The organism is Paenibacillus sophorae (assembly GCF_018966525.1).
In the GTDB taxonomy this organism is placed as follows: domain Bacteria; phylum Bacillota; class Bacilli; order Paenibacillales; family Paenibacillaceae; genus Paenibacillus_AQ; species Paenibacillus_AQ sophorae.
In genome coordinates, this window is record NZ_CP076607.1 from 2,718,509 (window position 1) to 2,744,611 (window position 26,103).

Annotated in this window: 26 protein-coding genes and 1 riboswitch; of the genes, 19 read left to right on the forward strand and 7 right to left on the reverse strand. The window is 49.5% G+C overall.

The features are described from left to right. Positions 1-36 precede the first annotated feature (36 nt). The 8 genes from KP014_RS12765 to KP014_RS12800 all read left to right on the forward strand — a co-directional run bounded on the left by KP014_RS12765 (position 37) and on the right by KP014_RS12800 (position 6,388). Positions 37-720 (forward strand): YdeI/OmpD-associated family protein, encoded by a 684-nt coding sequence (locus KP014_RS12765; protein WP_343223102.1) that lies wholly within the window; start codon positions 37-39, stop codon positions 718-720. Positions 721-918: 198 nt separating this feature from the next. Then, positions 919-1,752 (forward strand): class I SAM-dependent methyltransferase, encoded by an 834-nt coding sequence (locus KP014_RS12770; RefSeq protein WP_036592687.1) that lies wholly within the window; start codon positions 919-921, stop codon positions 1,750-1,752. Between the two features lie 87 nt (positions 1,753-1,839). Continuing rightward, positions 1,840-2,298: a pyridoxamine 5'-phosphate oxidase family protein gene (locus KP014_RS12775; RefSeq protein WP_051499730.1), complete on the forward strand. Its 459-nt coding sequence runs from the start codon at positions 1,840-1,842 to the stop codon at positions 2,296-2,298. Positions 2,299-2,327: 29 nt separating this feature from the next. Further along, positions 2,328-2,483, forward strand: a complete 156-nt coding sequence (locus KP014_RS12780) for a hypothetical protein (RefSeq protein WP_175491941.1) — start codon at positions 2,328-2,330, stop codon at positions 2,481-2,483. Between the two features lie 185 nt (positions 2,484-2,668). Then, positions 2,669-3,244, forward strand: a complete 576-nt coding sequence (locus KP014_RS12785) for a TetR/AcrR family transcriptional regulator (protein WP_036592692.1) — start codon at positions 2,669-2,671, stop codon at positions 3,242-3,244. 85 nt (positions 3,245-3,329) lie between these two features. Beyond that, entirely contained in the window at positions 3,330-4,700 is a 1,371-nt protein-coding gene (locus KP014_RS12790) for an MFS transporter (protein ID WP_063619454.1), read from the forward strand. Positions 4,701-4,722: 22 nt separating this feature from the next. After that, positions 4,723-5,349 (forward strand): cysteine hydrolase family protein, encoded by a 627-nt coding sequence (locus tag KP014_RS12795; protein ID WP_036592694.1) that lies wholly within the window; start codon positions 4,723-4,725, stop codon positions 5,347-5,349. A gap of 1 nt (position 5,350) precedes the next feature. After that, positions 5,351-6,388 carry an aldo/keto reductase gene (locus tag KP014_RS12800; RefSeq protein ID WP_036592696.1) on the forward strand — a complete coding sequence of 346 codons (1,038 nt, stop codon included), beginning with the start codon at positions 5,351-5,353 and terminating at the stop codon, positions 6,386-6,388. 77 nt (positions 6,389-6,465) lie between these two features. Here KP014_RS12800 and KP014_RS12805 read toward each other — a convergent pair whose 3' ends face one another. From KP014_RS12805 to KP014_RS12815, 3 genes are read right to left on the reverse strand one after another with little or no spacing between them, the layout of a single operon-like run. Then, positions 6,466-7,443: an ABC transporter ATP-binding protein gene (locus tag KP014_RS12805; protein WP_036592698.1), complete on the reverse strand. Its 978-nt coding sequence runs from the start codon at positions 7,441-7,443 to the stop codon at positions 6,466-6,468. A 1-nt stretch (position 7,444) separates the two neighbouring features. Next, positions 7,445-8,248 (reverse strand): ABC transporter permease, encoded by an 804-nt coding sequence (locus KP014_RS12810; protein ID WP_036592700.1) that lies wholly within the window; start codon positions 8,246-8,248, stop codon positions 7,445-7,447. Positions 8,249-8,271: 23 nt separating this feature from the next. Further along, positions 8,272-9,069 carry an ABC transporter permease gene (locus KP014_RS12815; protein ID WP_036592703.1) on the reverse strand — a complete coding sequence of 266 codons (798 nt, stop codon included), beginning with the start codon at positions 9,067-9,069 and terminating at the stop codon, positions 8,272-8,274. A 266-nt stretch (positions 9,070-9,335) separates the two neighbouring features. Here KP014_RS12815 and KP014_RS12820 point away from each other — a divergent pair, with 266 nt between their 5' ends. From KP014_RS12820 to KP014_RS12850, 7 genes are all read left to right on the forward strand, one after another. Continuing rightward, on the forward strand, positions 9,336-10,460 hold the full coding sequence (locus KP014_RS12820) for a glycosyltransferase family 4 protein (RefSeq protein ID WP_036592723.1): 1,125 nt from the start codon (positions 9,336-9,338) through the stop codon (positions 10,458-10,460). A gap of 120 nt (positions 10,461-10,580) precedes the next feature. Continuing rightward, positions 10,581-11,549, forward strand: coding sequence for an aldo/keto reductase (locus KP014_RS12825; protein WP_036592705.1), 969 nt, complete (start codon positions 10,581-10,583; stop codon positions 11,547-11,549). A 119-nt stretch (positions 11,550-11,668) separates the two neighbouring features. Continuing rightward, entirely contained in the window at positions 11,669-12,673 is a 1,005-nt protein-coding gene (locus KP014_RS12830; protein WP_281426463.1) for a LacI family DNA-binding transcriptional regulator, read from the forward strand. 301 nt (positions 12,674-12,974) lie between these two features. Beyond that, positions 12,975-14,267, forward strand: coding sequence for an ABC transporter substrate-binding protein (locus tag KP014_RS12835; RefSeq protein WP_051499731.1), 1,293 nt, complete (start codon positions 12,975-12,977; stop codon positions 14,265-14,267). A gap of 84 nt (positions 14,268-14,351) precedes the next feature. Next, positions 14,352-15,236 carry a carbohydrate ABC transporter permease gene (locus KP014_RS12840; RefSeq protein WP_090834573.1) on the forward strand — a complete coding sequence of 295 codons (885 nt, stop codon included), beginning with the start codon at positions 14,352-14,354 and terminating at the stop codon, positions 15,234-15,236. Continuing rightward, positions 15,236-16,072, forward strand: a complete 837-nt coding sequence (locus tag KP014_RS12845) for a carbohydrate ABC transporter permease (protein ID WP_036602495.1) — start codon at positions 15,236-15,238, stop codon at positions 16,070-16,072. The genes KP014_RS12840 and KP014_RS12845 overlap by 1 nt, the downstream gene beginning before the upstream one ends. Before the next feature lie 44 nt (positions 16,073-16,116). Beyond that, the gene (locus tag KP014_RS12850; protein WP_036602497.1) at positions 16,117-17,787 is read left to right on the forward strand and encodes an alpha-glucosidase; all 1,671 of its coding nucleotides are present in this window, start codon (positions 16,117-16,119) and stop codon (positions 17,785-17,787) included. 49 nt (positions 17,788-17,836) lie between these two features. Here the strand turns inward: KP014_RS12850 and KP014_RS29355 are convergent, their stop codons facing one another. The 3 genes from KP014_RS29355 to KP014_RS12860 form a co-directional block, all read right to left on the reverse strand. Continuing rightward, on the reverse strand, positions 17,837-18,280 hold the full coding sequence (locus tag KP014_RS29355) for a hypothetical protein (RefSeq protein ID WP_281426464.1): 444 nt from the start codon (positions 18,278-18,280) through the stop codon (positions 17,837-17,839). After that, positions 18,261-18,893, reverse strand: coding sequence for a Rieske 2Fe-2S domain-containing protein (locus tag KP014_RS29360; protein WP_281426465.1), 633 nt, complete (start codon positions 18,891-18,893; stop codon positions 18,261-18,263). The genes KP014_RS29355 and KP014_RS29360 overlap by 20 nt, the downstream gene beginning before the upstream one ends. A 118-nt stretch (positions 18,894-19,011) precedes the next feature. Beyond that, positions 19,012-19,112: riboswitch (purine riboswitch) on the reverse strand. A 116-nt stretch (positions 19,113-19,228) separates the two neighbouring features. Then, positions 19,229-20,221 (reverse strand): S8 family peptidase, encoded by a 993-nt coding sequence (locus KP014_RS12860; protein ID WP_051500547.1) that lies wholly within the window; start codon positions 20,219-20,221, stop codon positions 19,229-19,231. A 51-nt stretch (positions 20,222-20,272) separates the two neighbouring features. Between KP014_RS12860 and KP014_RS28740 the strand changes: the two genes are divergently transcribed. Next, complete coding sequence (locus tag KP014_RS28740; protein WP_246590712.1) at positions 20,273-20,980, forward strand: hypothetical protein; 708 nt, start codon at positions 20,273-20,275, stop codon at positions 20,978-20,980. Continuing rightward, a complete protein-coding gene (locus KP014_RS28745; RefSeq protein ID WP_246590713.1) occupies positions 20,970-21,620 on the forward strand; it encodes a transposase in 651 nt (216 codons plus the stop codon). The genes KP014_RS28740 and KP014_RS28745 overlap by 11 nt, the downstream gene beginning before the upstream one ends. A 324-nt stretch (positions 21,621-21,944) precedes the next feature. On the opposite strand, the gene KP014_RS12870 is transcribed toward KP014_RS28745, so the two are convergent. After that, the gene (locus tag KP014_RS12870) at positions 21,945-23,099 is read right to left on the reverse strand and encodes a glycosyltransferase family 4 protein (protein ID WP_036598825.1); all 1,155 of its coding nucleotides are present in this window, start codon (positions 23,097-23,099) and stop codon (positions 21,945-21,947) included. A 121-nt stretch (positions 23,100-23,220) separates the two neighbouring features. Here KP014_RS12870 and KP014_RS12875 point away from each other — a divergent pair, with 121 nt between their 5' ends. Both KP014_RS12875 and KP014_RS12880 read left to right on the forward strand, forming a co-directional pair. After that, a complete protein-coding gene (locus tag KP014_RS12875) occupies positions 23,221-23,955 on the forward strand; it encodes an SDR family NAD(P)-dependent oxidoreductase (protein WP_036598824.1) in 735 nt (244 codons plus the stop codon). Positions 23,956-24,563: 608 nt separating this feature from the next. Continuing rightward, positions 24,564-26,009 carry an FAD/NAD(P)-binding protein gene (locus tag KP014_RS12880; RefSeq protein WP_036598820.1) on the forward strand — a complete coding sequence of 482 codons (1,446 nt, stop codon included), beginning with the start codon at positions 24,564-24,566 and terminating at the stop codon, positions 26,007-26,009. Positions 26,010-26,103: the final 94 nt, after the last annotated feature.

Consider the following 26,103-nt stretch of genomic DNA (forward strand, 5'->3'; position numbering starts at 1 on the left):
TTAGTTACTACAATAAGAGGGTATGGAGGCTCATTCATGAACATGAATTCGAAGAACAGCGTAATTACAAAATTAAATATTAATAAATATCCTTCGAAACTGATTTTTAATAAACCTGAAGATGTTTCCGATTTTAATGAATTGGACTTTGATTCTGCCTTCAAAAAAGAGAAATATGATTTGATTTTTATCTTTATTTTTAATCTTGAGCAATTTAGCAGCCACTTGCAGTACGTCATTGAAAACCAAGCCTTAAATGATGACGGATATTTGTACTTCGCTTATCCCAAGAAAAATAATCCGAAGTACAAAGAATACATAGACCGTGATAGCTTTATGGTTCATATCCCCGTAGACGAGGAAGGGTATGTAAAGAACAGCCGTTTGAAATTTTCAAGGATGGTCAGTCTGGATGAGGTGTTCACAGTCGTCGGCCTGAAGTCGCAAGCTCCAAAAATGAAGAAAACTGTCAGCACCAAGAGCAGTCAATGCGTTGACGATTATATCGAATCCATTTCGGACATTCAGAATTATTTGGAAAACGATAAGGATATTTTGGATCTATACAATCAATTAACCTTTGGTTACCAGAAGGATTGGGCTCGTTATGTTTACAGCGCAAAAAGAAGTGAGACTCAGGAGAAACGATTATCCGAAATGAAGGATATTTTGACCCAAGGCTATAAGTCAATCGATTTGTATAGAAGAAGAGTACAGTAGGATTGAATTCATTAAAAAATTTAAATATTGACAATCGGCTGGCGCACAACTAATATGTGAAATAACATAAATACCGAGTGGAATAGTTGATATTGTTTCGCTGACCAGACTACTGGAGGTTTGATTTCAAATCAGGCCTCTTTTTGCGTTCCGGGAAAGTAGGCTAATTATCTTGATCCGAAAGGAAACGATGAAATCATGACTGTGCATTTTACGTTTGATAGCGAGGATCTTGCAAAAGCTTATGACGAAATCAGCAATTCACAATTTAACAATGGAACGCTGCTGGTTGAGAGGCTGGGTGTTAAGCCCGGGCAATCGATTCTTGACATCGGAAGCGGCACCGGCCGTTTGGGCCGTCACATCTGCGAAATTATCGGGGATACCGGAAGTTTTCTGGGCATCGACCCTCTGGAAGAACGCGTAAAAATCGCCAATGACAAGAAGCAGCAGGCCAATGCCGCATACAAGATCGGTGTGGCCGAGGATCTTGGTTTCATTCCAGACAGCAGTATCGACATCATTTATCTGAACGCCGTTTTTCACTGGGTAATTGACAAAGAAAAAGCGCTGCAGGAAATTTACCGGGTGCTTAAACCCGGTGGAAAGGTCGGTTTTGCCACCGGAGCCAGAGAATTGAACAGCATAACCGGACTTAACCGTATTACCAACAGTGTCCTGTCTGGGGGCTTGTACAAGCAGGCGGTGAATTTTGCGAACAGCACACAGAATCTTCATGGACTGACGACTACCAGCCTCGTTCAATTGCTCGCGAACAACGGGTTAAAAGTCAGGGACGTGCAAATTAAGGAGGTCGAGCGCAAATACCGCTCCGCTCAGGAGATCACCCGCTTTATCGAGGCCAGTTCCTTCGGCAACTATTTAAACCATGTTCCAGACTCGCTTCGTCCCCAGGCCAAGGTTGATATTGAAGCAGAACTGGATAAGCATCGCAGCGGAGACGGATCGCTCAAATTCAGCAACTATACGATTTTTGCCATTGCCCAAAAAAGTCTGTCATCAGCGGCCTGATGCTATCATTCCGGCAGAAGTCAGTTGGGCCGTTTGCGTACGGTACAGCATATCTGAATATCACAATATCACAAGGAGTGAATGATAATGAGTGAAGAAGTAAGAAACCAAATTGTGAAATATTTAAATGATACCCGCTTTGTTGTATTGGCGACGGTTAACAACGATCAATCGCCCGTTTTGAGAAGTTTGGGTTCATTTGTCGCCGACGGGTACACGATTTATTTTTCAACACAGAAGAACAGCAAGAAGGTCGAGCAGATTCAGGAGAATCCGAAGATCGTCCTTTTCTTCCAGCATGAGAATCAGGAATTATCAAGTTTTGTAAATGTTTCTGTACACGGGACAGCCGAGGCGATTACCGAACCGGCCGAGATCGACCGGGCGATTCAGCGGCTGAGCAGCCGCAATCCCCGCTTTAAAGAGAGAGTGGAGAAAGGTGAGCTGCAGGATACAGCGCTCTATAAGGTGGACGCCCGGGAACTGAAGGTGCTGGATTTCTCCAAGGGAAGCGGAGCGGCCGCCGTCGAAGTCATCGCGGTATAATCGATACTATATGAAACGGAGGCCAGTATATGGCGAAACATAAGACAGAAGGAAGCTCGTTAAGAATTGGAGTGCTCAGCGCCCATGATCTGGAGCTTGCGATATACGATGTGGTGCTGGCTTTATCTGTCGTTCATCACGACGCCGGAGTCCTGCACGGCAGCCCGCAGTCGTTTCATCCGTGATGAACTGCCGCCTCATATAACTTAAGATTCACCCGGGAGAAGTGCCTGTCCGCAGATATCGCGGATGGGTTTTTTCGTATGAAGAGGGGCAGGCATAGGGGGACTGAAATTTTTTCCTTTAAATTCTTTACCGATCGTTCTCAATATGTTATGATGTTTTTGCAAGGAGGCAGGGGTGAAGAAATATGGCTAGAAGCAAAGAGTTTGATATTGATACCGTATTACGAAAAGCGATGCACTTGTTTTGGAGTCAAGGGTATGAGAAAACCTCTATGAAAGATCTAGTGGAAACGATGGGTGTCCATAAACGAAGCATGTATGATACGTTCGGAGACAAGCATGCTTTATTTATGAAAGCAATGGAGCATTACAATGAGTCGGTGGGAGCTTCGCTCGACGCCCGTATTCAGGATCAAACATCCGTGAAACAGGCGATCCGTTCTATTTTCGAAATGGCAATTAGCGTGGGGGATGTTCGGCCTCCAGGGTGCTTGGTTGTCAATACAGCGTGTGAGCTTGCCTTGCTGGACCCGGAAGCAGCGGCTAAAGTCAATGAGCATTTTGCCAAAACGGAGAGCCTTCTTTGCGAGCTAATAACGCACGGTCAAGACACAGGAGAAATTTCCGGACAGTACGACGCCGTGAAACTTTCCCAATATCTATTCAACTCGTTGACAGGCTTGCGGGTATTAGTGAAAACAACGAATGACAAACAGAAGCTGGAAAGCATAATTGACATGACGCTGGCCATATTGGACTAAAATTTTTTTTAAGCTTATAAGAATGATCGTTCTCAAAAGATGGGGCACTGTTGATCGTCATATTAACCATACAGGAGGTATTTTTATGGAAGCCATATCTGATATAGAGATACTCAATACAAGAGAAAAATCGTTTAATGAGAAATTAATCGTCCCCTTTTGGAGTTTGGCCGCGATGCTCGTGGTCATGAATACGACGATGTTTAATGTGGCTCTCCCCAGAGTAGCTCATGAATTTTCGTTGACGCCAACGGTTGCTTCATGGATTGTAACCGCATATTCCATTATTTTTGGGATAGCAACCATTACTTACAGCCGGCTGACCGATTTTTTACCGATCCGTAAAATGGTTCTGTTCGGCGCCTTTTTACTGGTGCTTTCCTCATTGCTCGGATACTTCGCCCATACCTTTATTCTATTGATGGTTGCCCGGATTTTTCAGGCGATAGGGGCTGCGGCTTTTCCTGGGCTAGGTTATGTGCTGTTCTCCAGGTATATCCCGCAAGAACGAAGAGGCAGCGCCATGTCCTTCATTGCTTCAGGCACATCACTTGGATTCGGATTGGGACCGGTGGTCGGGGGAGCCCTGACACAGTATCTCGGATGGAACTTCCTTTTTGTCATGACAGCCGCAGTTTTGTTTATCGTTCCAGTTTTTAACAGACATGTGCCTATGGAAGAGAAAAAGTCCGTCCAATTTGATATCGTCGGAAGCCTGCTGGTGGCGGCCTCGATTACGGGTTTTTTACTGTTTGTTACGACTTTCGCTCCTTGGCCGCTTCTTATTAGTCTAATTACGATGGGGCTGTTGTGGTGGCATATCAATCGAATCCGTTCGCCGTTTATCCATCCGGATTTACTTCGCCAGAAAGGTTTCACACAGCTGCTATCGGTCAGTTTCACCGCGTATTTCATCAATTTCGCCACGCTGTTCGGTATGCCGATTCTGCTGGCTCAAGTCTTTCACCGGAGTCCGATGGAAATAGGATTGATTATTTTCCCGGGTGCGATTGTTACTGCGTTCGCTTCAAGAAAAATAGGAAAAATCATCGATCGGTTCGGAAACGGCATCGTCTCCAGATGGGGGGCAGGTTTTCTATTGCTTTCCGTCGTCCTGTTTGCAACTGTAGCAAGTCTTTCCATCTACGGTGTTCTCATCAGTTATTTTTTTATGAGTCTCGGATTTTCCAGTCTTACCGCCAGTAATTCCAATGAAATATCGCAGTATCTTTCGATAGAACACATGGGGGCGGGTATGGGGATGAATCAACTGGGCGGCTTCTTCGGAGGCGCGTTCGGGGTAGGCATTACGGGGATGCTGATTGTGCTGCAAAAGGGCATGGAGATGGCAAACGTGTTTCAAAACATTTATCTCGGACTTTGCGTGCTGCCCCTTATTTCCCTGTACTTGCTCCATAAATATGCGCAACGAGATCGAGGGTTAATGAAATCATAAACATAAATTAGGAGTGTTTAAAATGACGGACAAAAAATATGATAGCACGAATACAGGACTTCTTCTGGTGGACCCGTATAATGACTTCCTGGCTTCCGAAGGCAAGCTCTACCCCTATGCCAAAGAAGTGGCGGAATCCGTGAACATGCTGGAGCATCTGAAAGAAATCGTAGACGCAGTCCGCAAGTCGGGCATTCAGGTGTTTTTCGTACCGCATCACCGCTTTGAACCGGGAGATTTTTCAACATGGAAATATCCGACGCCTTATCAGCTCGCTTCAGCCAAAGCACAGCCTTTTGCCAAAGGCACCTGGGGAGGCGAGTTTCACCCCGATTTCCAGCCGCAGGAAGGCGACATTATCATCAAAGAGCATTGGTCTCAAAGCGGCTTTGCGAACACGGACCTGGATCATCAGCTTAAAATGCATGGCGTTAGCAAAATTATCATCATTGGTATGCTGGCGAATACATGCATTGAATCAACCGCAAGATTTGGAATGGAACTCGGCTACCATGTCACTCTTGTTAAGGATGCGACAGCGGCCTTTAGCCGGGAGGCGATGCATGCGGCGCATGAGATCAACGGTCCGACTATCGTCCATGAAATTTTTACCACAGAAGAACTGATTAAAGCCTTGGAAGGTAATTGATATGGAATACCGGAATTTGGGACGAACGGGCCTAAAAGTAAGCAATTTTTGCTTGGGTACAGGCGCATTTGGATCATGGGGAAACACGAACGAAGAAGAATGTATTCAAATCGTGGATACTGCTATCGGTAATGGCATCAACTTCATAGACACAGCTGACGTCTATGCGGCCGGCGGTTCAGAAGAAATTGTCGGGAAAGCATTAAAGGGCCGGCGTAACGAGGTTGTGCTTGCAACAAAAGTCGGAATGCCAATGGGAAAAGGGCTGAATCAAAGCGGAAGTTCACGATTGTGGATCAGACAAGAAGTCGAAAACAGCTTGCGCCGGCTTCAAACCGACCATATTGACCTTTATCAGCTCCATCGTCCGGACCCGCAAACCGATATTGAAGAGACGCTTGGCGTATTAACCGATCTTGTTCAGGAAGGGAAAATCCGCTATATCGGCTCCTCCACTTTTCAGGCTTGGCAGATTGCCGAAGCGCAGGGGGTAAGTGAACGCCGCAATCTGGCGCGCTTCTCAAGCGAGCAGCCTCCTTATTCGATCCTGAACCGCAGCATTGAGCTTGACGTTCTTGAAGTGGCGAGAAAATACGGCATGGGCGTGCTTGTATGGAGTCCGCTGTCAGGAGGCTTGCTCACAGGAAAATACTCTAAAGGTCAGGCCGCTTCGTCTGATTCTCGCGCCGCCCGTTTTCAAGGTACTTTCCTGGGAAGTATTGTTGACCCGACTCGTGAGGAAAATCGCGTGAAGTTCGAAATCATTAACCAATTGCAAGGACTTGCAGCCGAGGCCGGGATCACTCTTCCCCACATGGCTGTCGCTTTCACTCAAGCGCATCCATCTATTACTTCTACCATTATTGGACCGCGTACTCTCGAACAGCTTCAAGGATCATTGGCAGGCGTTGATATTAAGTTAAGCTCTGATCTGCTTGATGCCATTGATACGATTGTTGCTCCAGGGAAGACGCTCGATGATTTGGAGCGGGGCTGGATTCCCGATTGGATGGATGTTTCCAGCAGACGGCGGGCTTAAGGTTTATCTATAACTAAAGCAAAGCCGCCGAACCCTTTCGGGTATTCGGCGGCTTTTTGCATCAAATTCATGCGAATCTAGTGATCGATCCTTTGGTATAACTGTTTGATCACGTCGTCGATTTTGGGCTCTTGGACGGTCAGATTATGGATATCGAGCAGGTCGGTGAGCTGCTTGATCATGGAGGCTACCTGCTTGTCGTCTTCAATCCGGAAGAACAGCTGGTTGTCTTCCCTTCGTTCGACGGGCGGCCCGTTCCAAGCGGCTTCGTCCCAATTCGGCGCATCCACGACAAGATAGCGAAAGCCTCCAAACTCAGCGGTCATGACCTCCGCACTGCCATCGAACAGGATTTGCCCTTTGTCGATGAAGATAACTCTATGGCATAATTTTTCGATATCGTCCATGTTGTGAGTCGTTAAGATGATGGTGATTTCTTTCTCTTTGTTGATCTTTTGCAGAAAGGATTGGATTTTTTCCTTGGCCATGATGTCCAGGCCGATTGTCGGTTCGTCGAGGAATAGAATTTCCGGCTCATGCAGCAGAGCTGCGGCAATATCTCCGCGCATTCTTTGCCCCAGGCTCAATTGGCGGACCGGGGTTGAAAGGAAGGATGACATGTCAAGAATATCGGTGAACATCTCCAGATTGCGCTGAAATCGCTCTTTCGGAACATCGTATATTTTGCCAAGCAGCTTGAATGACTCAATCAGCGGCAAATCCCACCACAGCTGGGTGCGCTGTCCGAACACGACGCCGATATGCCCTGCGTGCTGCTTACGGTTCTTATACGGCTCCAACCCTTTAACGAGAACGGTTCCCGAAGTGGGCACGAGCACACCGGAGAGCATCTTGATAGTGGTTGACTTTCCCGCCCCGTTCGGTCCGATATAGCCTACGATTTCCCCCTTCCGTACAGTGAATGACACGTTGTCCACTACATTTTTACTCTCTTTTTTCAAGGAGAAGACGGCTTTCAGCAGCTTGAATGAGCCAGTTGGCTTTTTTTTGGAATCAAACTGTCTTACCAAATGGTCCGCTACGATAATGTCCACGTTATGTACCCGCTCCTTTGTAGGCGTTTAATCCTTTTGTCCATACGAAGTAAGTGACTGAGACCAAGAGCAGCGCCACAAGCGGCGTAAGGTACATCAATAGAGGGGAGAATGTGCCGTCCGACCGGTTTCCCAATAAAAAGGCAGACGGATAATAGCTGATAAACGCGACAGGCAGAACGAAAGTCAGCAGAACCTGCAAAGCGCCGTTATAGATGGACAGCGGATAGCGGGTAAACTGCGCGAGCAGCTGGTCCAGAATATTGCGCATTGCCCCTCCCTGAAGTGTCCAGAACACCATACAGCCGATCAGCATCTGCAGCGACCATTCAATCGCCGCCCCGCTAATAACGATCACCAGCAGATACGCGATTTTTCCCAAAGTCCAATCCGGAATATGCGCCATAGAGACGACGAGCCCGATGATGCCTGCCAGCATATCTCCGAATCCGTAGATTTGTATATTGTGCGCGGCGAATGAGAACATCGGGTTAAGCGGCCTGACGAGGAAGCGGTCAAATTCGCCGCTGCGGATCAGCGAGTCGAGAAACCAGCTTTGGACGAAGAATGCGATGAAGATGCCGTGCGTCATCCGCCAGAGAGAAGTCATGAAGATGAGTTCATACGTACTCCAACCGTTAATGATGGGAACCTTCTGCGTGATCACCCAGGAGACCAGGATAAAAGACAAACCAAGAAACGTAATGCTCAGCACCCCGATGGCGAAATTTAACGGATAGGCCATGTGTGACCGCAAATTTGCTGACTGCATGGCTAGATACAGCTTGATATGTCTGCCGATCAATTGGACACACTCCTTCCTCTATATTATCCTCCCGTTATAACCAGCTTCCGCTCGATCCAGGCGAGGATCACCCGGCTCAGCAGCAGAAGGATGAGACACCAGGCGGCTTGAAAGGCGAGCTGTTCCCAGATGGCGGTTCCTGTTATTTTTCCAATGAACAAGGACAAAGGAATATTGAAAATACCCTGAAACGGAAGCCAAAGAAGAACCCGGCTGACCGCGTCCGGGAAGAACCAGAGCGGAACCATTGCGCCGGAGCAAATGTCGGTTATAACGGTTTTGAACATGTCGATCCCCCACGTTTCAGTAAACAGGACAGCCGTCATGCCGACGATAAAATTAATCAGAAAGGACAGCAGAAAAGCAAGCAGGACGCTTGCAGCAAAAGCGGCAGCCTGCAGATCGGTCGGGTAATCGATGGGGAAGAACAGGAACACCGCAATCAGCTGCGGAATGACGGCATAGACGATACTGTATAGGAGGACGCCCGCCGCTTTGGAGAAATGCATCCACTCAAAGTCCCAAGGTTTCTGCATATCGAATACGATGGAGCCGTCCCTGACTTTATCGCTGATTTCATAGGAGATAGAGGGGGGCATGATGGCGAACAGGATGACGGACAGCATCGCATAGGTCTGCATTCCCTGTGAAGTGACTCCCGTGGATAGGGCAAGCCCTTGCCCGTTAGCATAAATGGCCTTCCACACTTCGCGGAAAGCGATGACCAGAATAAAGGAATTGATTACCCGCAGCAGCACATCGAACTTGTATACCTGTGTATTTTTCAGTGTGGTTATCGTATAGGCGGCGTACTTCCCCATAGCACCACTCTCCTTAAAATGGATTATTGTACCAATTGGGCGCGCTTACATCATTTTACTATAAACCGCCGGGTGCGGCATTTGATTTTTTCGGATAAAAATGTATAAGATTTTCGGACCCGGCACTTTCTGAGCGAATTATTGTGTCCCTCTAGACCGGTTAATCCCCTTTTCAGTGGAACTGGCATACTCTAATCCAAACGACGATGCTGTGAGATAACAAGGCATAAGGCGAATAGGAGAGCGGAAGTGAAATGAGGGAGCTTATGAACAGATATTGGTGTGAATGGCGGGGCCCCGTTAAGAAAAAGAGCGGGCTCGGTATCGCCAGCCGGGCGTATGTGGGGGCGCTGCGGAGGCAGGGTGTAAATGTGCGGGTTGGATTCAAAGCGTTAAAGAACCTGGGAACCCGGCGGTCAGCGGTTAAAAAAGTTCTGATTTGCCACCATCCTCCGCACGAGGTACATGTGAAAGAGGAGAGGAAGTATTACGATCATGTGATCCTGAACACCATCTGGGAGACGACACAGATCCCGAACCGCTGGAAGCCGCACATGAATAAATTTGATGCGGTCTTTGTGCCCACGCTCCAGAACAAAGAAGCTCTCCGAAAGAGCGGCGTTAAGGTTCCCATCTTCATCGTGCCCCATGGCGTGAATACGAAGGAATACCGTCCGGGCAATCCCAAGCTGAACCTGCCGGAGCATAAAAGGAGATTCGTCTTTGTATCCGTCTTTGGCTTCCAGCACCGCAAGAATCCGGAAGGGCTACTCCGGGCGTACTGGGAGGAGTTCTCCGCCAGTGATTCCGTGCTGCTTGTGATTAAGACGAACGGCTATGACTCTCATGAGACTGAGGCGTGGATTAAGAACAGAATCAGCCAGTACAAGAAAAAGCTGGGTCTTAACAAAAGCACCGCTCCCGTCAAGATCATCGGCAGGCAGCTCACACCCGGACAACTTAGAGGGATATATACGCTCGGGGATGCTTTTGTTCTGCCAACGAGAGGGGAAGGCGTGGGTATGCCGTTTCTTGAAGCAATGGCCAGCGGCATTCCGGTTATTGCAACGGGCTGGGGAGGCCATATGGATTTTTTGAACAGCCGAAATTCTTTCCTGGTGAAATATAAGCTGCGGAACCCGGCAGTCAGCATGCGAAGCAGACATGCGATATCCCGCAAATTTCACCACCTTTTCGCGCAGCAGGGACAGCGCTGGGCGGAGCCGGAGCTCCAAAGCCTCAGAAAGCAGATGAGGACCGCATACGAGAATCCTGGTCTTTGCAAAATGAAAGGCCGGCAGGGGCGTCAGGATACGCTCAAGATTTCCTGGGATCGGGGGGGCAGATTGATGAAGCAGGCGATCGAACAGGTAATCAGAGTGAAGAAATAGGGGTACGACGAAGCCGTCTGAACACTTTCGGGTGCCCGGCGGCTTTAAGTTTTGACCGTTCCCTATGGTATACTGGAGTTTGCAATAGCAAATTTAAGATCAAAGAAAGCGAGGGAACCCATGAACTACAGAACGCTTGGAAGAACGGGACTGAAAGTATCGGAAATCGGTTTTGGAGCCTGGGGGATCGGTAAAACCTCATGGATTGGCGCGGATGATCAAGAATCGCTCAAAGCGCTGAACCGGTCCATTGAGCTGGGATTGAATATTATTGATACCGCGCAAGGATATGGAGACGGGCACAGTGAGAAGCTGGTTGGACAAGTTGTCCGGGAGCATGCCGGGAACATTTATGTAGCGACCAAGATCCCGCCCATTAACAGACAGTGGCCCGCCCGCAGCGGTATACCGGTAGAAGAGACGTTCACTAAGGAGCATGTGATTTCCTGTACGGAGCAGAGCTTGCGGAATTTGGGTCTTGAGGCGATTGATGTTCAGCAGTTCCATGTCTGGTCGGATGAGTGGATCGGTAAAGGGGACTGGCTGGAAGGTGTACAGAAGCTGAAGGAACAGGGGAAAATCCGGTTTTTTGGCGTTTCTATCAATGACTATCAGCCAAGCAATGCGATTAAGCTTATTGAAAGCGGTCTCGTTGACACCGTGCAGGTCATCTACAATATTTTTGAACAGAGTCCGGAGGATGTGCTGCTGCCTGCTTGTGAGAAGCATGATATCGGGGTGATCGTCCGGGTTGCGCTGGATGAAGGCGGATTAACAGGAAAAATCACGCCGGAAACGATCTTCGATAAAGGCGATTTCCGCAATCATTATTTCAAGAATGACCGTAAGCGGGAGGTCTTCGAGCGGGTGCAGCAAATTGCTGCCGACTTGAATATCTCTGTGGACGGCATGGCGGAAACGGCACTGCGCTATGTGCTTAGCAGCCCTGCAGTTTCGACGGTTATTCCGGGGATGCGCTCCGTTGCCAATGTGGAACGCAATATGAAGGTGGGAGATGGATTGGGGCTTCCTGAGGACCAGCTTGCCAAGTTGAAGGTGCACCGCTGGGTTCGCAATTTTTATAACTGACTCGGTACGAAGAAGCCGCTGAACACTTTTGGGTGCCCAGCGGCTTTTTTAAATTTCTTTCGCATTATCCGGATTTAAGTTAAACTGATTGAAACTGGTTTCAATATTTGCTGCGAGAGGTGGACAAACGGATGACAACCATCATTGATGTGGCGCGCCTGGCGGGAGTCTCGAAGACGACTGTATCCCGGGTGATCAACAACTATCCCCATATTTCACCGGATAAAAAAAATCAGGTGCTCAAGGCAATGGAGCAGCTTGGGTTTACGCCGAACCCTTCAGCCAGAAGATTGAGAGGCCAGCTTGCGACAACTATCGCGGTGGTCGTTCCGAAAATTGTGAATCCGTTCTTTTCCTACTTGGTGGATGCCATTGAGCAGGTCGGTTACCGGAACGGCTATCAGACCCTGATTTGCCAGACGAATGAGGATAAAGAGAAAGAGCTATCTTATTTAAATCTGCTGAAGACCAAACAAGCAGACGGAATTATTATGACATCCATCGAGAATGATTGGGCGGAGATTGAACCTTATACCGAGTTTGGCCCCATTGTGCTGTGCAACGAATATATCAACAAGACGGATGTTCCGATGATTCGGGTGGATCAATATCAAGGCACCTACATCGCCGTCAAGCATTTGATCGAAAGAGGGCACCGTAAGATTGCTTATTGCACGGGCGGATTATTCACGGATTTCGGAAAGGACAAGGACCGGAACCAAGGCTATCAAAAAGCGCTGGAAGAAGCCGGCATCCAGGTGAATCCAAGCTGGATTCTGGTTGATAAGCATACGATTGAGGACGGTAAACAAGTGATGCAGCTCCTTATGGAAATGAAGGACCGTCCGACCGCCGTGTTTGCCGGGAGCGATGAAATTGCCGGAGGGCTGATGATGGCCGCGAAAAAAGCCGGCTTGCGCATTCCGGATGATTTGGCAATCATCGGCTTTGACGATCAACCGATCGCGGAGGTGCTGGACCCGGGACTTACAACCATTCGGCAGCCCATTGCACAAATGGGGAAGAAGGCCGGAGAGATTCTGCTGGCGATGCTGAATGAGTCTTGCCCGAACCCGGCGGTTTATGAGCTTCCGGTTGAGCTGATTGTCCGGGAATCCACCTAGCATGTGGGAACGAAACTTCCGGCGGCTCTTGTGCATTTTTGGGAACGTTACCAAAAAAAGCAATCGATTATTGTCGATCTAACGCCCTGAAATTGCCATGTATTCGCTATATTGAATATAATTCTAGCAGCAACTTAAAAAAAAGGTATTGTAACCGTTACCAAAGAGTGATACATTATATCCATAATCACTTCAGATGACTGAGATGCGAGATATTATCTAAAATGTTGGTATCGTTCCCAAACATTCTGCGGTGATTGTGCACCAGGTTGAAGTTAATTAATTAATGGAGGGGTTTCTTTTGAAAAAGACATTGGCCTTGTTTCTCGTTCTTTTACTGGTGGCATCTTTGACCGCTTGCGGCGGGTCGGGGAATTCAGACAACACGGCGGCGGAATCAAATGGCGGCAAAGTCAACATTGTTATTGTGAACGGCAAAGGTGAAATCGCTTCCCAATGGGAGCAGGCGGCAAAAGATTTCATGGCGGCAAACCCGGACATTACGGTTGAAGCGGTCTCCGGAGCGGTTGGGGAAACGGTCAATCTGCTGGATAAACTGACGGCTTCCGGCAAAACGGTTACGCTGGCAATGATGTCTCCCGATTCCATTGTTAACAAATACAAAGACTTCGGCATCGATCTTTCCGGGGAGAAGTGGAATCAGGATACGGTTTATGGCGTTAAAGATGCCAATGGCAAAGTCGCCGGTTTCCCGTTCTCCATTGAAGGCTTCGGGCTGGTATACAACAAGAGTGTCGTGGAAAAAGCGGTAGGCGGCACCTTCGATCCTTATTCCATCAATACCCGTGACAAATTGAAAGCGCTTCTGGACAAAATCCAGGCCTCCGGCGTGAAATATCCGGTCGCTTATCAAACGGAGAACTGGTCGGTTGCGAACCATTACAGCACGCAGTTTCTGAACCAGGCGGAGGACCCGAATACGATTGTGGAACAATTGAAAGCCGGCACATTTGATTTGGCAAGCAACGCCGTATGGAACGGCTACTACGATACAATGGATCTGCTTGTCTCTAAGACATACAACAAATACGGCGAACGCCCGCTGGGCAAGTACTATGACGACGCGCACCTGAGTGTGGGCAAAGGCGAATCCGCCATTCTGTTCAATGGAAACTGGGCGTTTGATTCACTGAAGGCCGTCTCCGGCGAATCCTTCGGATTCATTCCCGTTCCGGTCGACAACAATCCGGACAATCCGCTCAACAACAAAATTGCTGCAGGCCCAACCAATATTCTGGTGATCAACAAGGCGGCTACAACGGCTCAGCAGGAAGCGGCCAAGAAATTTCTGGACTGGCTTGTCTATGATCAAAAAGGCCAAGATTTTCTCGTCAATCAAGCCCAAGTCATTTCCGCTTTCAAGAACAACCCGAACAAAGTGACGAATCCGCTCGGCGTAGCGATTGCGGAAGCGGTTCAGGCGGGCAAAACGCTGCCGTTCAGCTCCAACTATGTAAAAGTTGAAGATTGGGGCAACATCCTTGCGCCGGATATTCAAAAATATATTGCACAGAAAGAATCCCGCGCCGATCTGGCCAAAGCAATCGAAACCTACTACAAAAACCAGCAATAATCGATTAATCACTATGAAACAGAAAAGGGCGGGGCAGTCCCGTTCTTTTCCTCTACTTCAAGCACATAGGGGTGAACCAAAGCTATGATAACGGAAAAAAGCCGGCTGAAGTCGCTCGGCAACCAGTTGTTTTTTACCGGTCCCACGATTATTTTCTTCGCCATAGCGGTACTTATTCCATTTGCCTATGGCCTGTATCTTACGCTGACAGATATGACCTCTCCGGTTAATCCGATCAAGTTCTCAGGCTTCGGCAACTATAAAACCGCATTTACGGATACCGCATTCTGGGAATCCATGTGGCTGACGGTCGAGTTCGTTATCGCGACGGTCATCATCATTAATATACTTGGCTTTATTCTGGCATTCCTGGTCACTTCCGGGGTAAAAATGCAAAATTTCTTTCGGACCGCGCTGTTCACTCCAAATCTGATCGGCGGATTGATCCTCGGCTACATCTGGCAGTTCATCTTCGTGCAGACGCTTCCTTCCATCGGAGACAAGCTCGGCATCGAATGGCTGCGGCTGGGCTGGCTGGGGGATGAGCATCTGGCTTTCTGGGCCATCGTGATTGTAACGATCTGGCAATCGGCGGGCTATATGATGATTATCTTTGTCGCAGGACTGGTCAATGTCCCCAAAGACGTCATGGAGGCGGCCACAATCGACGGGGCGAACGCATGGCAGCGCTTAAGAAATGTTATCCTCCCGCTGATGGTTCCATCCTTTGTCGTTACGGTTTTTTTGACCTTGAAAAATGCCTTTATGGTTTATGATGTGAACTACTCCCTGACCGCGGGCGGGCCATACGGCAGTACGACTATGGTATCCATGCATGTCGTCCAAAAGGCATTTACTGAAAACATCTATGGCGTAGGCCAGGCCGAGGCGATTGTGCTGTTCATCATTGTGGCGGTCGTTACAGGGCTGCAAGTTTATTTCAGTAAGAGAATGGAGGTTGCTGCATAATGGAAGCCAGAAAAAGAGCCGCCTCAGTCCTTACTTATATTTTATTGGTCGTATCTTTTGCCGTCTTTGTCTTTCCGTTCTTCCTCATGGTCGTCAACTCGTTCAAGAATAATGGAGAGATACTCGAAAGTCCCTTTTCCCTGCCAACCAGCCTGAATTTCGGGCATTTTGCCGAAGTCGTCGATAAGATGAATTTCTTTGTATCGTTCAGAAACACGGTTGTGATTACCTTTCTTAGCGTTCTGTTCATCGGCATACTCGCGGCAATGACCGCTTATTACATGGTAAGACGTCCGACCAAATTCAATAACGGGCTCTTTGCTCTGATGGTTGCTTCGATGATTATTCCTTTTCAATCCATCATGATCCCGCTGATTTATATTTACGGAGCCAAGCTTCACTGGATCGACGCGGCGCCGATTCCGCTGCTGATTATCCTCTATATCGGGTTCGGCAGCGCACTCTCGATATTCATGTATCACGGATTTGTGAAGTCGATACCTTATGAGCTCGAAGAAGCTTCGCTGCTGGATGGCTGCACGCGGGCGCAGACTTTTTTCAAAATTGTGCTGCCCATGCTCGCTCCAACCTCGGTGACGATCGCCATTCTGAACGTGCTCTGGATCTGGAACGACTACTTGCTGCCGTCCCTTGTGCTTACGAAAGACCAGGACTTCACCATGCCGATCAAAATGAAAGTCTTTAACGGAACGTATATGAACAACTGGGAACTGCTGATTCCCGCGCTGCTGCTCACCATCCTGCCTATCCTCGTCGCTTACCTGTTCGGGCAGCGTTATATTATCCGGGGCGTCAGCCAGGGTGCCATTAAATAAGAGACATTAGAAAATTCTTCGGGAGCTGGAGGAAGAGTGGAGATATGGAGACTAGAGACCGCAATTGGTGGAAGGAAAGTGTCGTTTATCAGATTTATCCCCGGAGCTTTCAGGATTCGGGTGGAGACGGAATCGGGGATCTGCGCGGAATCATTAACCGGCTCGGCTACTTGAGCGATCTGGGCATCGACGTGATTTGGGTGTGTCCGGTATATGATTCGCCAAATGATGATAATGGTTACGATATTCGGGATTTCTATAAAATGCAGGCTGAATATGGAACAATGGAAGATATGCTGGAGCTGATCGCCAAAGCGGAAGCCCGCGGCATCCGCATTATCATGGACCTGGTAGCGAACCACACCTCGGATGAACATGCCTGGTTCGTGGAATCCCGCAGCTCCAAAGACAATCCGAAAAGGGACTGGTATATATGGAAGCCGGGATCGGGCGGGGAAGAACCGACCAACTGGGAATCGAATTTCGGGGGTTCGGCCTGGGAGTATGACGAGAATACGCAGGAATATTATCTGCACTGTTTTTCCAGAAAGCAGCCGGATCTGAACTGGGAGAATCCCGAGGTTCGCCGGAATATTTTCTCCATGATGGAATGGTGGATCGACAAGGGGATTGCCGGATTCCGCATCGACGCGATCACCTTTATTAAAAAGGATCAGCGGTTCCCACAGCTTAATACAGAAGAGGGCCGCCGTTATGCTCCGCTTGCTGAAGCATGCCTGAATCAACCCGGCATTCTGGATTTTCTGCACGAAATGAAACGGGAGGTGCTGGAGCCGCGCAATGTGATGACCGTTGCGGAGGCGCCCGGCGTTCCGATTGAGCAGATTCATGATTATGTGGATGAGCAGAGCGGTGTTTTTAATATGATTTTTCAATTTGATCATGTCGATTTGGATGTCAAGCCGATGGCTAAAGGAATCTATCATTCCTGGAATCTGACCGACTTCAAGCATGCGCTGTCCAAATGGCAGACGGAGACGGCTGATAGAGGATGGATGGCGCTCTTCCTGGAGAATCACGACCATGTCCGGTCGGTTTCCAAATTCGGCAGCGACGGGCGTTACCGCGAGGAATCGGCTAAAATGCTGGCCGCCTACTATTTTCTGATGCGGGGCACTCCTTTTATCTATCAGGGGCAGGAGATCGGCATGACTAATCATTATTTTGCTTCAATAGAGGAGTACCGGGATATTGAAAGCATCAATTTTCACGCTTACGAAACGGCCTTGGGTAGGCCCGAGGGTGACATCCTGAAACATCTGGCGAAAAGGAGCCGGGATCAGGGGCGTACGCCGATGCAGTGGAGTCCGGAGCCGATGGCCGGATTTACGTCCGGGGAGCCGTGGCTGCGGGTGAATCCGAATTATACGTCGATCAATGTGGAGCAGTCGCTGCATGACGGGAATTCGATCCTGCATTTCTACCGGAAGCTGATCAGGCTGCGCCGCGAGAATAAAGCGCTGATTTACGGCGATTACCGGGAGATTTATAAGAATTCCGAGGAGCTTGGCGGCTATGTCCGGACTTTGGGCAGCGAGCAGTGGACGATATTATGCAATTTTACGGACCGGAATGTTGCGATTCCTGCGCCGCTTGCGGGCTCTGTCATGCTGTCCAATCTGAATGATCATGATGCTGGCGTCATGAAACCGTATGAGACGGTAATATGTAGAGCGGAATACGAAGCGGGTTAAAAAAGAATCGCCCAGATCCTTTTTCAAAAGGGAGGGCGACTTTTTTTGCTTATGATGTATAATGTCTTCCGAGTCCAAGCTCCGTAAGCAGCTGCCGGTAGGCGATGGAAGTGCGGTCCGCCGGAATGTGAGCCTCTGCCGTCAGATCAAGCGGGAGGTCTTCCGGAGTCTGAGCCTCGACCATGTCGCGGTCTTCCTGGAACACCTGAAGGTTAAAATCAATGGTAGGCTGAAGTGGAGCATCTTTATCGAAATTGCGTGAAATCGGGCAGAACAGACGGGTGTAGCGGGCCGAGACCGGGGAAGCGCAGTTCAGGATCATCAGCTTCCCGTCGTCTGGAAAATGCACGGTAAGCGACGCGGCGAACGGCGGGAATACGCGGAACGCGCGCAGCCACATAAAGCCTTCCGGAACGGGTACGTTCTGGCCTTTTCCGTAATTGCTGACCGTGCTCCAATAGTCGGCAAATAGCTCAGTGCCTTCGCGTCTCACCTTGTACTGCCGGGACCTCCGGATTATTGCGGTCGCCGAAGCTGTCCGTATGCACGTAAGCGAAATGGGAGACGTCCAGAAAGCCCTCCATTTGGCGTCCGGCGGAACCCGCGATGTCAAAGCTCGGAGGCAAAATATTGATGAAATCCGGATCATCCCAGCCCGGGAGGTCGGGAATTTGTTCCTCGGCACCCGAGAGACAAGTCCAGATCAGACCGTACCGCTCAACAGCGGGATACATAATCAGCTTCAGCTTGGGTGAAATTTTGCTGCTTGGGTGTGCGGGAACCGCGGTACATGTTCCTTCGCAGTTATACCGAAAGCCATGATAAGGGCATACGATCTCGTCGTTTTCAACCCATCCCATGCTGAGAGGGGCGCCCCGGTGGAAGCAAAGGTCGCGGGCAATAACGACTTTGCCCTTGCTGCGGTAGCAGACGAGCTTTACGTCCAGCAGCTTCACAGCCAGCGGCTTGTCCGCAATCTCGCTTGCGATGGCTACCGGATACCAGTATTTGGAGAGGACATGCCAGTCATTTTCCGTAAATGTACAGTCGCGCGGAAGCTGCGTTTGGGCGGCTTCGGCAGGGGAATTAGCTTTAACATTCATCATCTTTCACCTCACGAATTATTGGGATTTTCCGTTGGCACAGAAAACCCCGGGCGCCAAGAGGCGCACAGTTAAATCTCCTCATTCGTTCCGGCATCTCAAAGTACCGGACAGAAAAGGAAATAACTGATACACCTCTTGTAGCCTGGGGCAATTCACGGTTGCCTGTAGAGACGCTCACCCACATTGTGAGCTTATACAAGAAGCAGCAATATAATAGTGTCAGGTTATGTGACGCAATTATTGGCTTTATCATAAACGCGCTCTAGTGGGTTGTCAATATCATTTTAAATTTTAATGGTTTCGGTAACGAAATTTAAGGCACTCCGCACAATTAATTAGTGAGAACGCCGCTGGTGGTTCAGAAACCTTACATTAATCTCACCGCTTCCGGCAGTATTGGTGTTCAATTTGAGGCGGAAGGTATTCTTTTTCAGTAGCGTTTTAACCTGTGATGGAGAGAGAGAGGGATTGCTCTGTAAGAGTTGGGCGGCCGCGCCGGAGACGATGGGCGTAGACATGCTGGTGCCGGACATTACGAAATAGTGTTTACTGATTCTCTGGTAAGGAAGCTCGCGGTCCAGCTTGGAGCGGGGAGACCGCAGCGAAATAATCGTCTCGCCCGGTGCGATCAGGTCCGGCTTATTCTCTCCGAAGCGTGCGGGTCCTCGGCTGGAGAACCAGGCTATGCGGTCGTCGGCTTGCGGGAGAGTGCGGCGGTCGTCCACCGCTCCGACCGTAATGGCCGAAGGACTGTTACCCGGGGATTCAATCGTACCGTACCCGGGCCCGCCGTTTCCAGCCGCAATCACCACGGTCAGTCCGGCCTTGACCGCCTGCTCCACGGCTTGGCAGAGAGGATCGTCCTTATAAGAAGAATTTATCGGACCGCCTAACGACAGGGATAGAATGCGCAGCTTCAGCCGCTTTTTGTGAGCAACACACCATTCGATTCCCTTAATAATCGTGGAGTCGTATCCGCTGCCATTGCGGTCCAATACTTTGACGCCCACGATGCCCGCTTCCGGCGCAGAACCCTTGTATTTCCCTTTGCTCGACCATCCGTTTCCCGCCGCATCTCCGGCGACATGAGTCCCGTGACCATTATCGTCGTAAGGCCGTTGTCTGTGGTTAATGAAGTCCTTAAAGGCGATAATCCGGTTGGCGGGCCGGATCAGGTCCGGGTGCGGAAAGACCCCGGTGTCGAGAACAGCAATATTGATCCCTTTTCCGGTAAGACCTTTTTCTCGTTGAACAGATTCAGTGTCGCAGTCCCCCACCTCTAAGCCAACAGCGAAGGTGGGGGTTAGACACTTCTGCTTAACAAACATATGTTCTTGTGTTATGCTAGATCCATCAAACTTACGATGGAGGCGCATCTCATGAAGGTGGTCAAAACACTCAAACATCCGATTACGTCTCACCACCGCATGCTAGATGCGACTCTCCATGTGTATCAAGAGGCGCTCACGTTCTTGATTATGGTCATTCAAGAGCAGTTTATAGCCTTGGCATCGTTATCCACCCAAGCGGTAGTGACGGCGGTAGAACGGCTGATTCACCGTACCAAGAACAATCCGAATCCGCTCTACGCCGAATTTGATCAACGCTTTTATAAGTTTCCTTCGTACTTCCGCAGAAGTGCCATTGCAGAAGCGTTTGGCATTATGAAAAGCCATCATTCCCGTTTTCAGCTTTGGCAAGCCGAGCGACAACACGCTCAGCAAGAAGGGAAACGCTTTTCGAAGAAACCGCCGACACTCCAAGCTCAGCATCAGGCGTTCCCTTGCTTGTACAAAGGCAATATGTTCATTCGAACCTCTGATAGGGCAGCCAACATCAAGATATTTCATCAAGGTGATTGGGTCTGGCTCCCCATTACCTTTAAGGAACAAGACCTATTTAAACGTAACGTGTGGAGCATGAAAGAATGCAACCCCACATTGGTTCGGAAAGGAAAACGCTATGCCCTACATATCGCCTACGAAGGGGATGTGAAGTTGACTCAGGCGGAACGTTCCAAGCAGCGGGTGTGTGCGGCCCGATTTAGGGTTAACGAATTCCGCAGTCTGTTCCGTGATGGACGCTAACGGCACTGTCTTGGCGAGGACATTTATCAACCAAGCTAAAGAAAAAGACCGGATGCGCCAAATCACAGGCAAACTGAAACAAGCCCAGCGTCAATCCGGTATAGGGGCAAAACCGAATTTCTGGCGGCGGATGAACGGCTTACAGACGCATATCGTCCACGATACCGCGCATCAAATTCTCGCCTTTGCTCAAAAGCACAGCGCAGATGTCATTGTCATGGAGTTTTTAGGCAAGATGCGTCTGCCTAAAGGAACATGGGGAGCTAAGCGGCTTCGTGCCAAACTCCAGTTTTGGGCCAAACGGCGCATCCAAACGAAAGTTACCGAAATGGCGCATTTCTTGGGGATGCGGGTTTCCATGGTCAACCCTGCGAATACAAGTGCGCTTGCTTTTGATGGCAGTGGATGGGTACAACGAAACACGAAGCGTGATGTTGCTGTATTCGCAACAGGAAAAACGTATCACGCAGACCTTAATGCCTCGTATAACATCGGCGCACGATACGTGCTGCGCAACCTACAAAAAGCCACACCTGAAAAGATGTGGTTGTCCTTGAAGGCAAAAGACCCTTCATTGACAAAACGAACGTATTGGACGTTGGCTTCCCTCATTCGGGTGCAACAGGCGTTGAGTCTTTAGGTCATAAAGCTCATAGCGTGTGCAACCCTGTATCGATGCCAACAGAAGCCCCCACTTCATGCGTAAGCTAAATGGGGGAGAGTTCACTAATGACCCGAATGGCTGCCGGTTTAGCGCCGGGCGCATAAGATTGCCTAATCTTTTGTCTTAAAGAACGATGGAGCTTCGCGGCATATTGCTGCGGCCAAATCTGTCTGTCCATAGTTTAGGCTCACCTCACCAGTGCAGTGTATGCACCATCAAATCCGTGGGTGATAAACTATGAATCCCAGGAGGCAGCTCATTTCCGTTGAAACACAGAGCGGGAGGAGCGGGTTAATCGCATCAGCCGATGACCTTTCGTCCGGTGTAGATTTCCGGGTGTGCGGCGTAATGATATTGCAGCATGAGACCCTCAAACACGGCGTCCCAGCTTCGGGATTTTGCCGTTTCCAGCGCTTTTTCGCTTAGAATCTGCCGATTATACGGATTGAGCATTTTGATGATTGCCTTGGTTAGCTCCGGCACGCTGCCGTACTTGCATACAAGCGCATTTTTGTGGTTCTCCGTAAAATCGGTCACGCCGCCGGAATCGGTGCAGATGACAGGCAGCCCGCTCGCCATCGCCTCAAGCAGCACATTGCCGAACGTCTCGGTACCGGAAGGAAATATAAACGCATCTGCGCTCGCATAGATTGCGGCCAGTTCGGCGCCGCGGCGGCTCCCCGTAAAAATGGTGTTCGGCATCCTTTTGGCAATCAGCTCCGGCAAATAAGGCCCCTCCCCGGTGAAGACCCATTTTACCTGCTTCCCGTATCGCTGATTAACCTGCATGATGCTGTCGGCCAGCGTCTGCAGACCCTTCTCCGCCGCGATGCGGCCAACGTAGAGAAATACAGTTTCCTCCGTCCCGGCGAGCTTTTCCCTAATTTCGGAGGAGTAATTCCCGGGATTAAACCGCTCAAGATCGATTCCCCGTGGCCAAAGGGCTAAATTTTGTATGCCATGCCGTGTTAAATCTTGTAGCGTACTTCGGGAAGGGGCGAGATTGACGTGCGCGAAGCTGTGAAACCAGCGCATGTATGCCCATAAAGCTTTGCTAAAATACTGCATATGGTAAAATTGAAGGTACTTGTCGAAGCTCGTATGGTAGGACATGATGATTGGTATATTCAGCGCTCTTGCGGCCCGCAAGCCGCTCCAGCCGATGCCGAGTTCCGTGACAATATGGACAACATCGGGTCCAAAGTCCGAGAGCTGCTCAAGAACTTTGGGATAAGGAGGGAACGCGAGGCGGCAATCCGGATAGATATGGGGTGTAAATCCTTTGAACCGTACGACAGGGATCCCGTCTGCTTCAGGTTCATCGGTCTCATAATCAGGGGCGAAGAACATATGCTCAATACCGCTTCGGGTCAAATATTGGCTCAAATACATCAACGTATTGGACACACCATTGATTTGCGGGTAAAACGTATCTGTGAAGAAGGCTATCCTCAAAATAATCAAATCCTTTACCGTTGAATGGACCACTGTATTTAACTATATTATTCATATGCAAATCCCAAACTGCCGAAAGGTAAAATGGCTATTAAATTTAGTTTTAGGGTGGTTGATTATCATGCTGACTAATAAAAAATTGATCATAACCGGCGCGGCTTCCGGGATCGGAAAAGAAATCGTGAAGCTCGGTTTGCGCGAGGGCGCTTCGGTGATCGCATGCGATATTAACGGCCGGTTGCTTGAAGAGCTGAAGCAGTCTACGGATGCTTGCCAGAATCTGCACACCTATCAAGTGGATGTAAGCGACTATGATCAGGTTCGCGATTTTTTTGCCTACATTGAACAGGAGCACCCGGATGCGGACAGCTTGGTGAATAACGCGGGGATTTACTTGGCGAGAAGCATTCTGGATTATCAAGAGGACGAAATCGCCAGGGTCATGGATATTAACATTAAGGGAGCCGTCTATTTCTCGCAGCTGTTCGGAAGGCGGATGCTTCGCAATCAGCGCCGGGGAACAATCGTCAATTTGTCCTCTGTGTCGGGTATGGAGGGAAGCTCGGATGCGATTTATGGAATGACCAAGGCGGCCTTACTCGGATTAACCAAGAGCTGCGCCATGAATTTTTCGCCGTACATACGCGTTAACGCTGTCGCGCCCACGATGGTCGACACTTCAATGATGGAGACTATTCCCGAATGGAGAAAACAGGAGTATCTGAGTCATCAACTGATCCCTGTGCCGGTATTACCGGAGGATGTGGCTGAAACGGTCGTTTTTTTACTGTCCGATAAATCCAAACATTACACGGGCGCAACCTTTGATATTAACAATGGCGGGTATTTAAGATAATGTGCCGGGCTGCACGGAAATGAGGCTGGAGGATGCCGGGTTCTTTTGCGGAGAACGGCTCTTGTTGAACCCGGACAGCAGGAAAACCTAAGGCCTTGGTCATAATAAAAGGTTAAACAAACGCGGTTTGAAAAACCTGTAACCATACCTCTTTTTTTCGAAACTGTTAATTCTAGAAGGACATTCATGCGAAAATACATGTTTTTCCTGCTTAACCTCTCGTTGGGGCAGAAACAGCTTGAAATTCCTCGCGATCGCAGCTTTTTCCAAATTGATCAATAGAATTAATGAAAAAAACTGCACTGACGCCCAAGAATCAATTGGCAAGCGAGAAATGGAAGACCTCCTCCAGAATAATCGAGGCGGTGGCCATTAAGTTCGCATCTCCGCCCAGCGTCGATTGGCAAATCGTGAGGTCGCGCCTGATCCCATGTCACATTCTCTCTCATCCAAACGCTGAATCTTAGTCGGTATGCACAATTAATAATGAGAATTTTAGATATTATGACAATATACATGCCATCAACATTTAAACGGTTAATGACTCAAGATATAATATGACTATTAGCACATATGCTGGCTTAAGCCACTGAAAGGTATGAGGAGTCATGAGCCTGGAAGCTTTGAATGAACGAGTGAAAACCGATCTTTCCTACCTTGCCTTTGGAGGCGCGGCTTGGGTACAGCCGAAGAATCATTCCGAAGGGCATGTCTATGACGTCGTGATTATCGGGGGAGGTCAAAGCGGCTTGGCTGCGGCTTTCGGCCTGCTGCGTGAACGGATATCGAATATTCTTGTTATTGATGAGAACCGTGAGGGTCTGGAGGGGCCGTGGGAGACCTATGCGCGGATGGTTACGCTGCGCACGCCCAAGCATCTGACTTCCGTCGACCTTGGGATACCTTCTCTGACCTTCCGCTCCTGGTGGGAAGCGCAGTTCGGACCGCAGGGCTGGGATGAGGTCGTTAAGATTCCACGGGGCGACTGGATGAATTATTTACGCTGGTACCGGCAGGTTCTGGATCTTCCGGTCATTAATGAAGTCAAGCTGAAGCTGATCGAGCCTGCCGCGGACGGGATTCATCGCTTGCATATTGATGGAGCGGGAGCGCCTTCGGAACAATTATTGGCACGAAAAGTTGTCCTGGCCACAGGCATTCAGGGGGGCGGCGAATGGCATGTGCCTCCATTAATTGCCGATAATTTGCCGAGCCACCTGTATGCCCACACTTCGGAGATGATTGATTTTGAAGCGCTGAAAGGCAAAAAAATCGGGATTCTGGGCGGCGGAGCATCGGCCTTTGACAATGCCAATTTCGCCTTATCCCAAGGCGTGGCCGAAGCTCATGTCTTTGTACGTCGGGAGAAGCTGCCGAGCGTCAATCCGATCCGCCAAATGGAATCATCGGGGATGATTGAGCGTTTCCACGTACTGACGGATGCCGAGAAATATGCGGCGATTTCTCATTTCTTCAAGTACAATCAGCCGCCGACCAACGATACCTTTGAACGGGCGGCTGCATGGCCCGGATTTGAGCTGCATCTTGGCGCTCCATGGCTTGATGTGGAGAGCGATGGCGAAGGAGCAACGGTGACCACGCCTCAAGGCAGGTTCACCTTTGATTTCCTGATCGTCAGCACCGGTCTTCTCAGCGATCCCGGCTTACGTCCGGAACTCCGGTTGATCGAGAGCCATATTGCCCGGTGGGGTGATGTCTACGAGGCTCCGGCAGAGGTGGCCAATCCGCAGCTTGATGCGCATCCTTACCTCAGTCCCGGCTTTGCGCTCACCGGCCGAGACGCGGAGGGAGAGCAATTCCTGCATGGACTGTTCGTCTTTAACTACTCGGCACTTGCGAGCTGCGGACTTTCGGCTTCCGCCATTTCAGGCACGAAGAACGCGGTACCGAAGCTCGTCTCCGGAGTGGCGGACCAATTGTTCCTTGACGACCGGGACGAGATTCTGAAATCCTTCATTGATTATGATGAGGCCGAATTTGTCGGCGAGTGGTCGAAATCAACGCCGAGCGATGAGCTTGAACGAAAAATATAATCTGCTCGAATCAAGAAGCGCCCGGGAAACCGGGCGTTTTTGGGTTTTCGAGAAACGGGCGCCGCTTATAAAAGGACGGCGCAGCCGCTTTTTC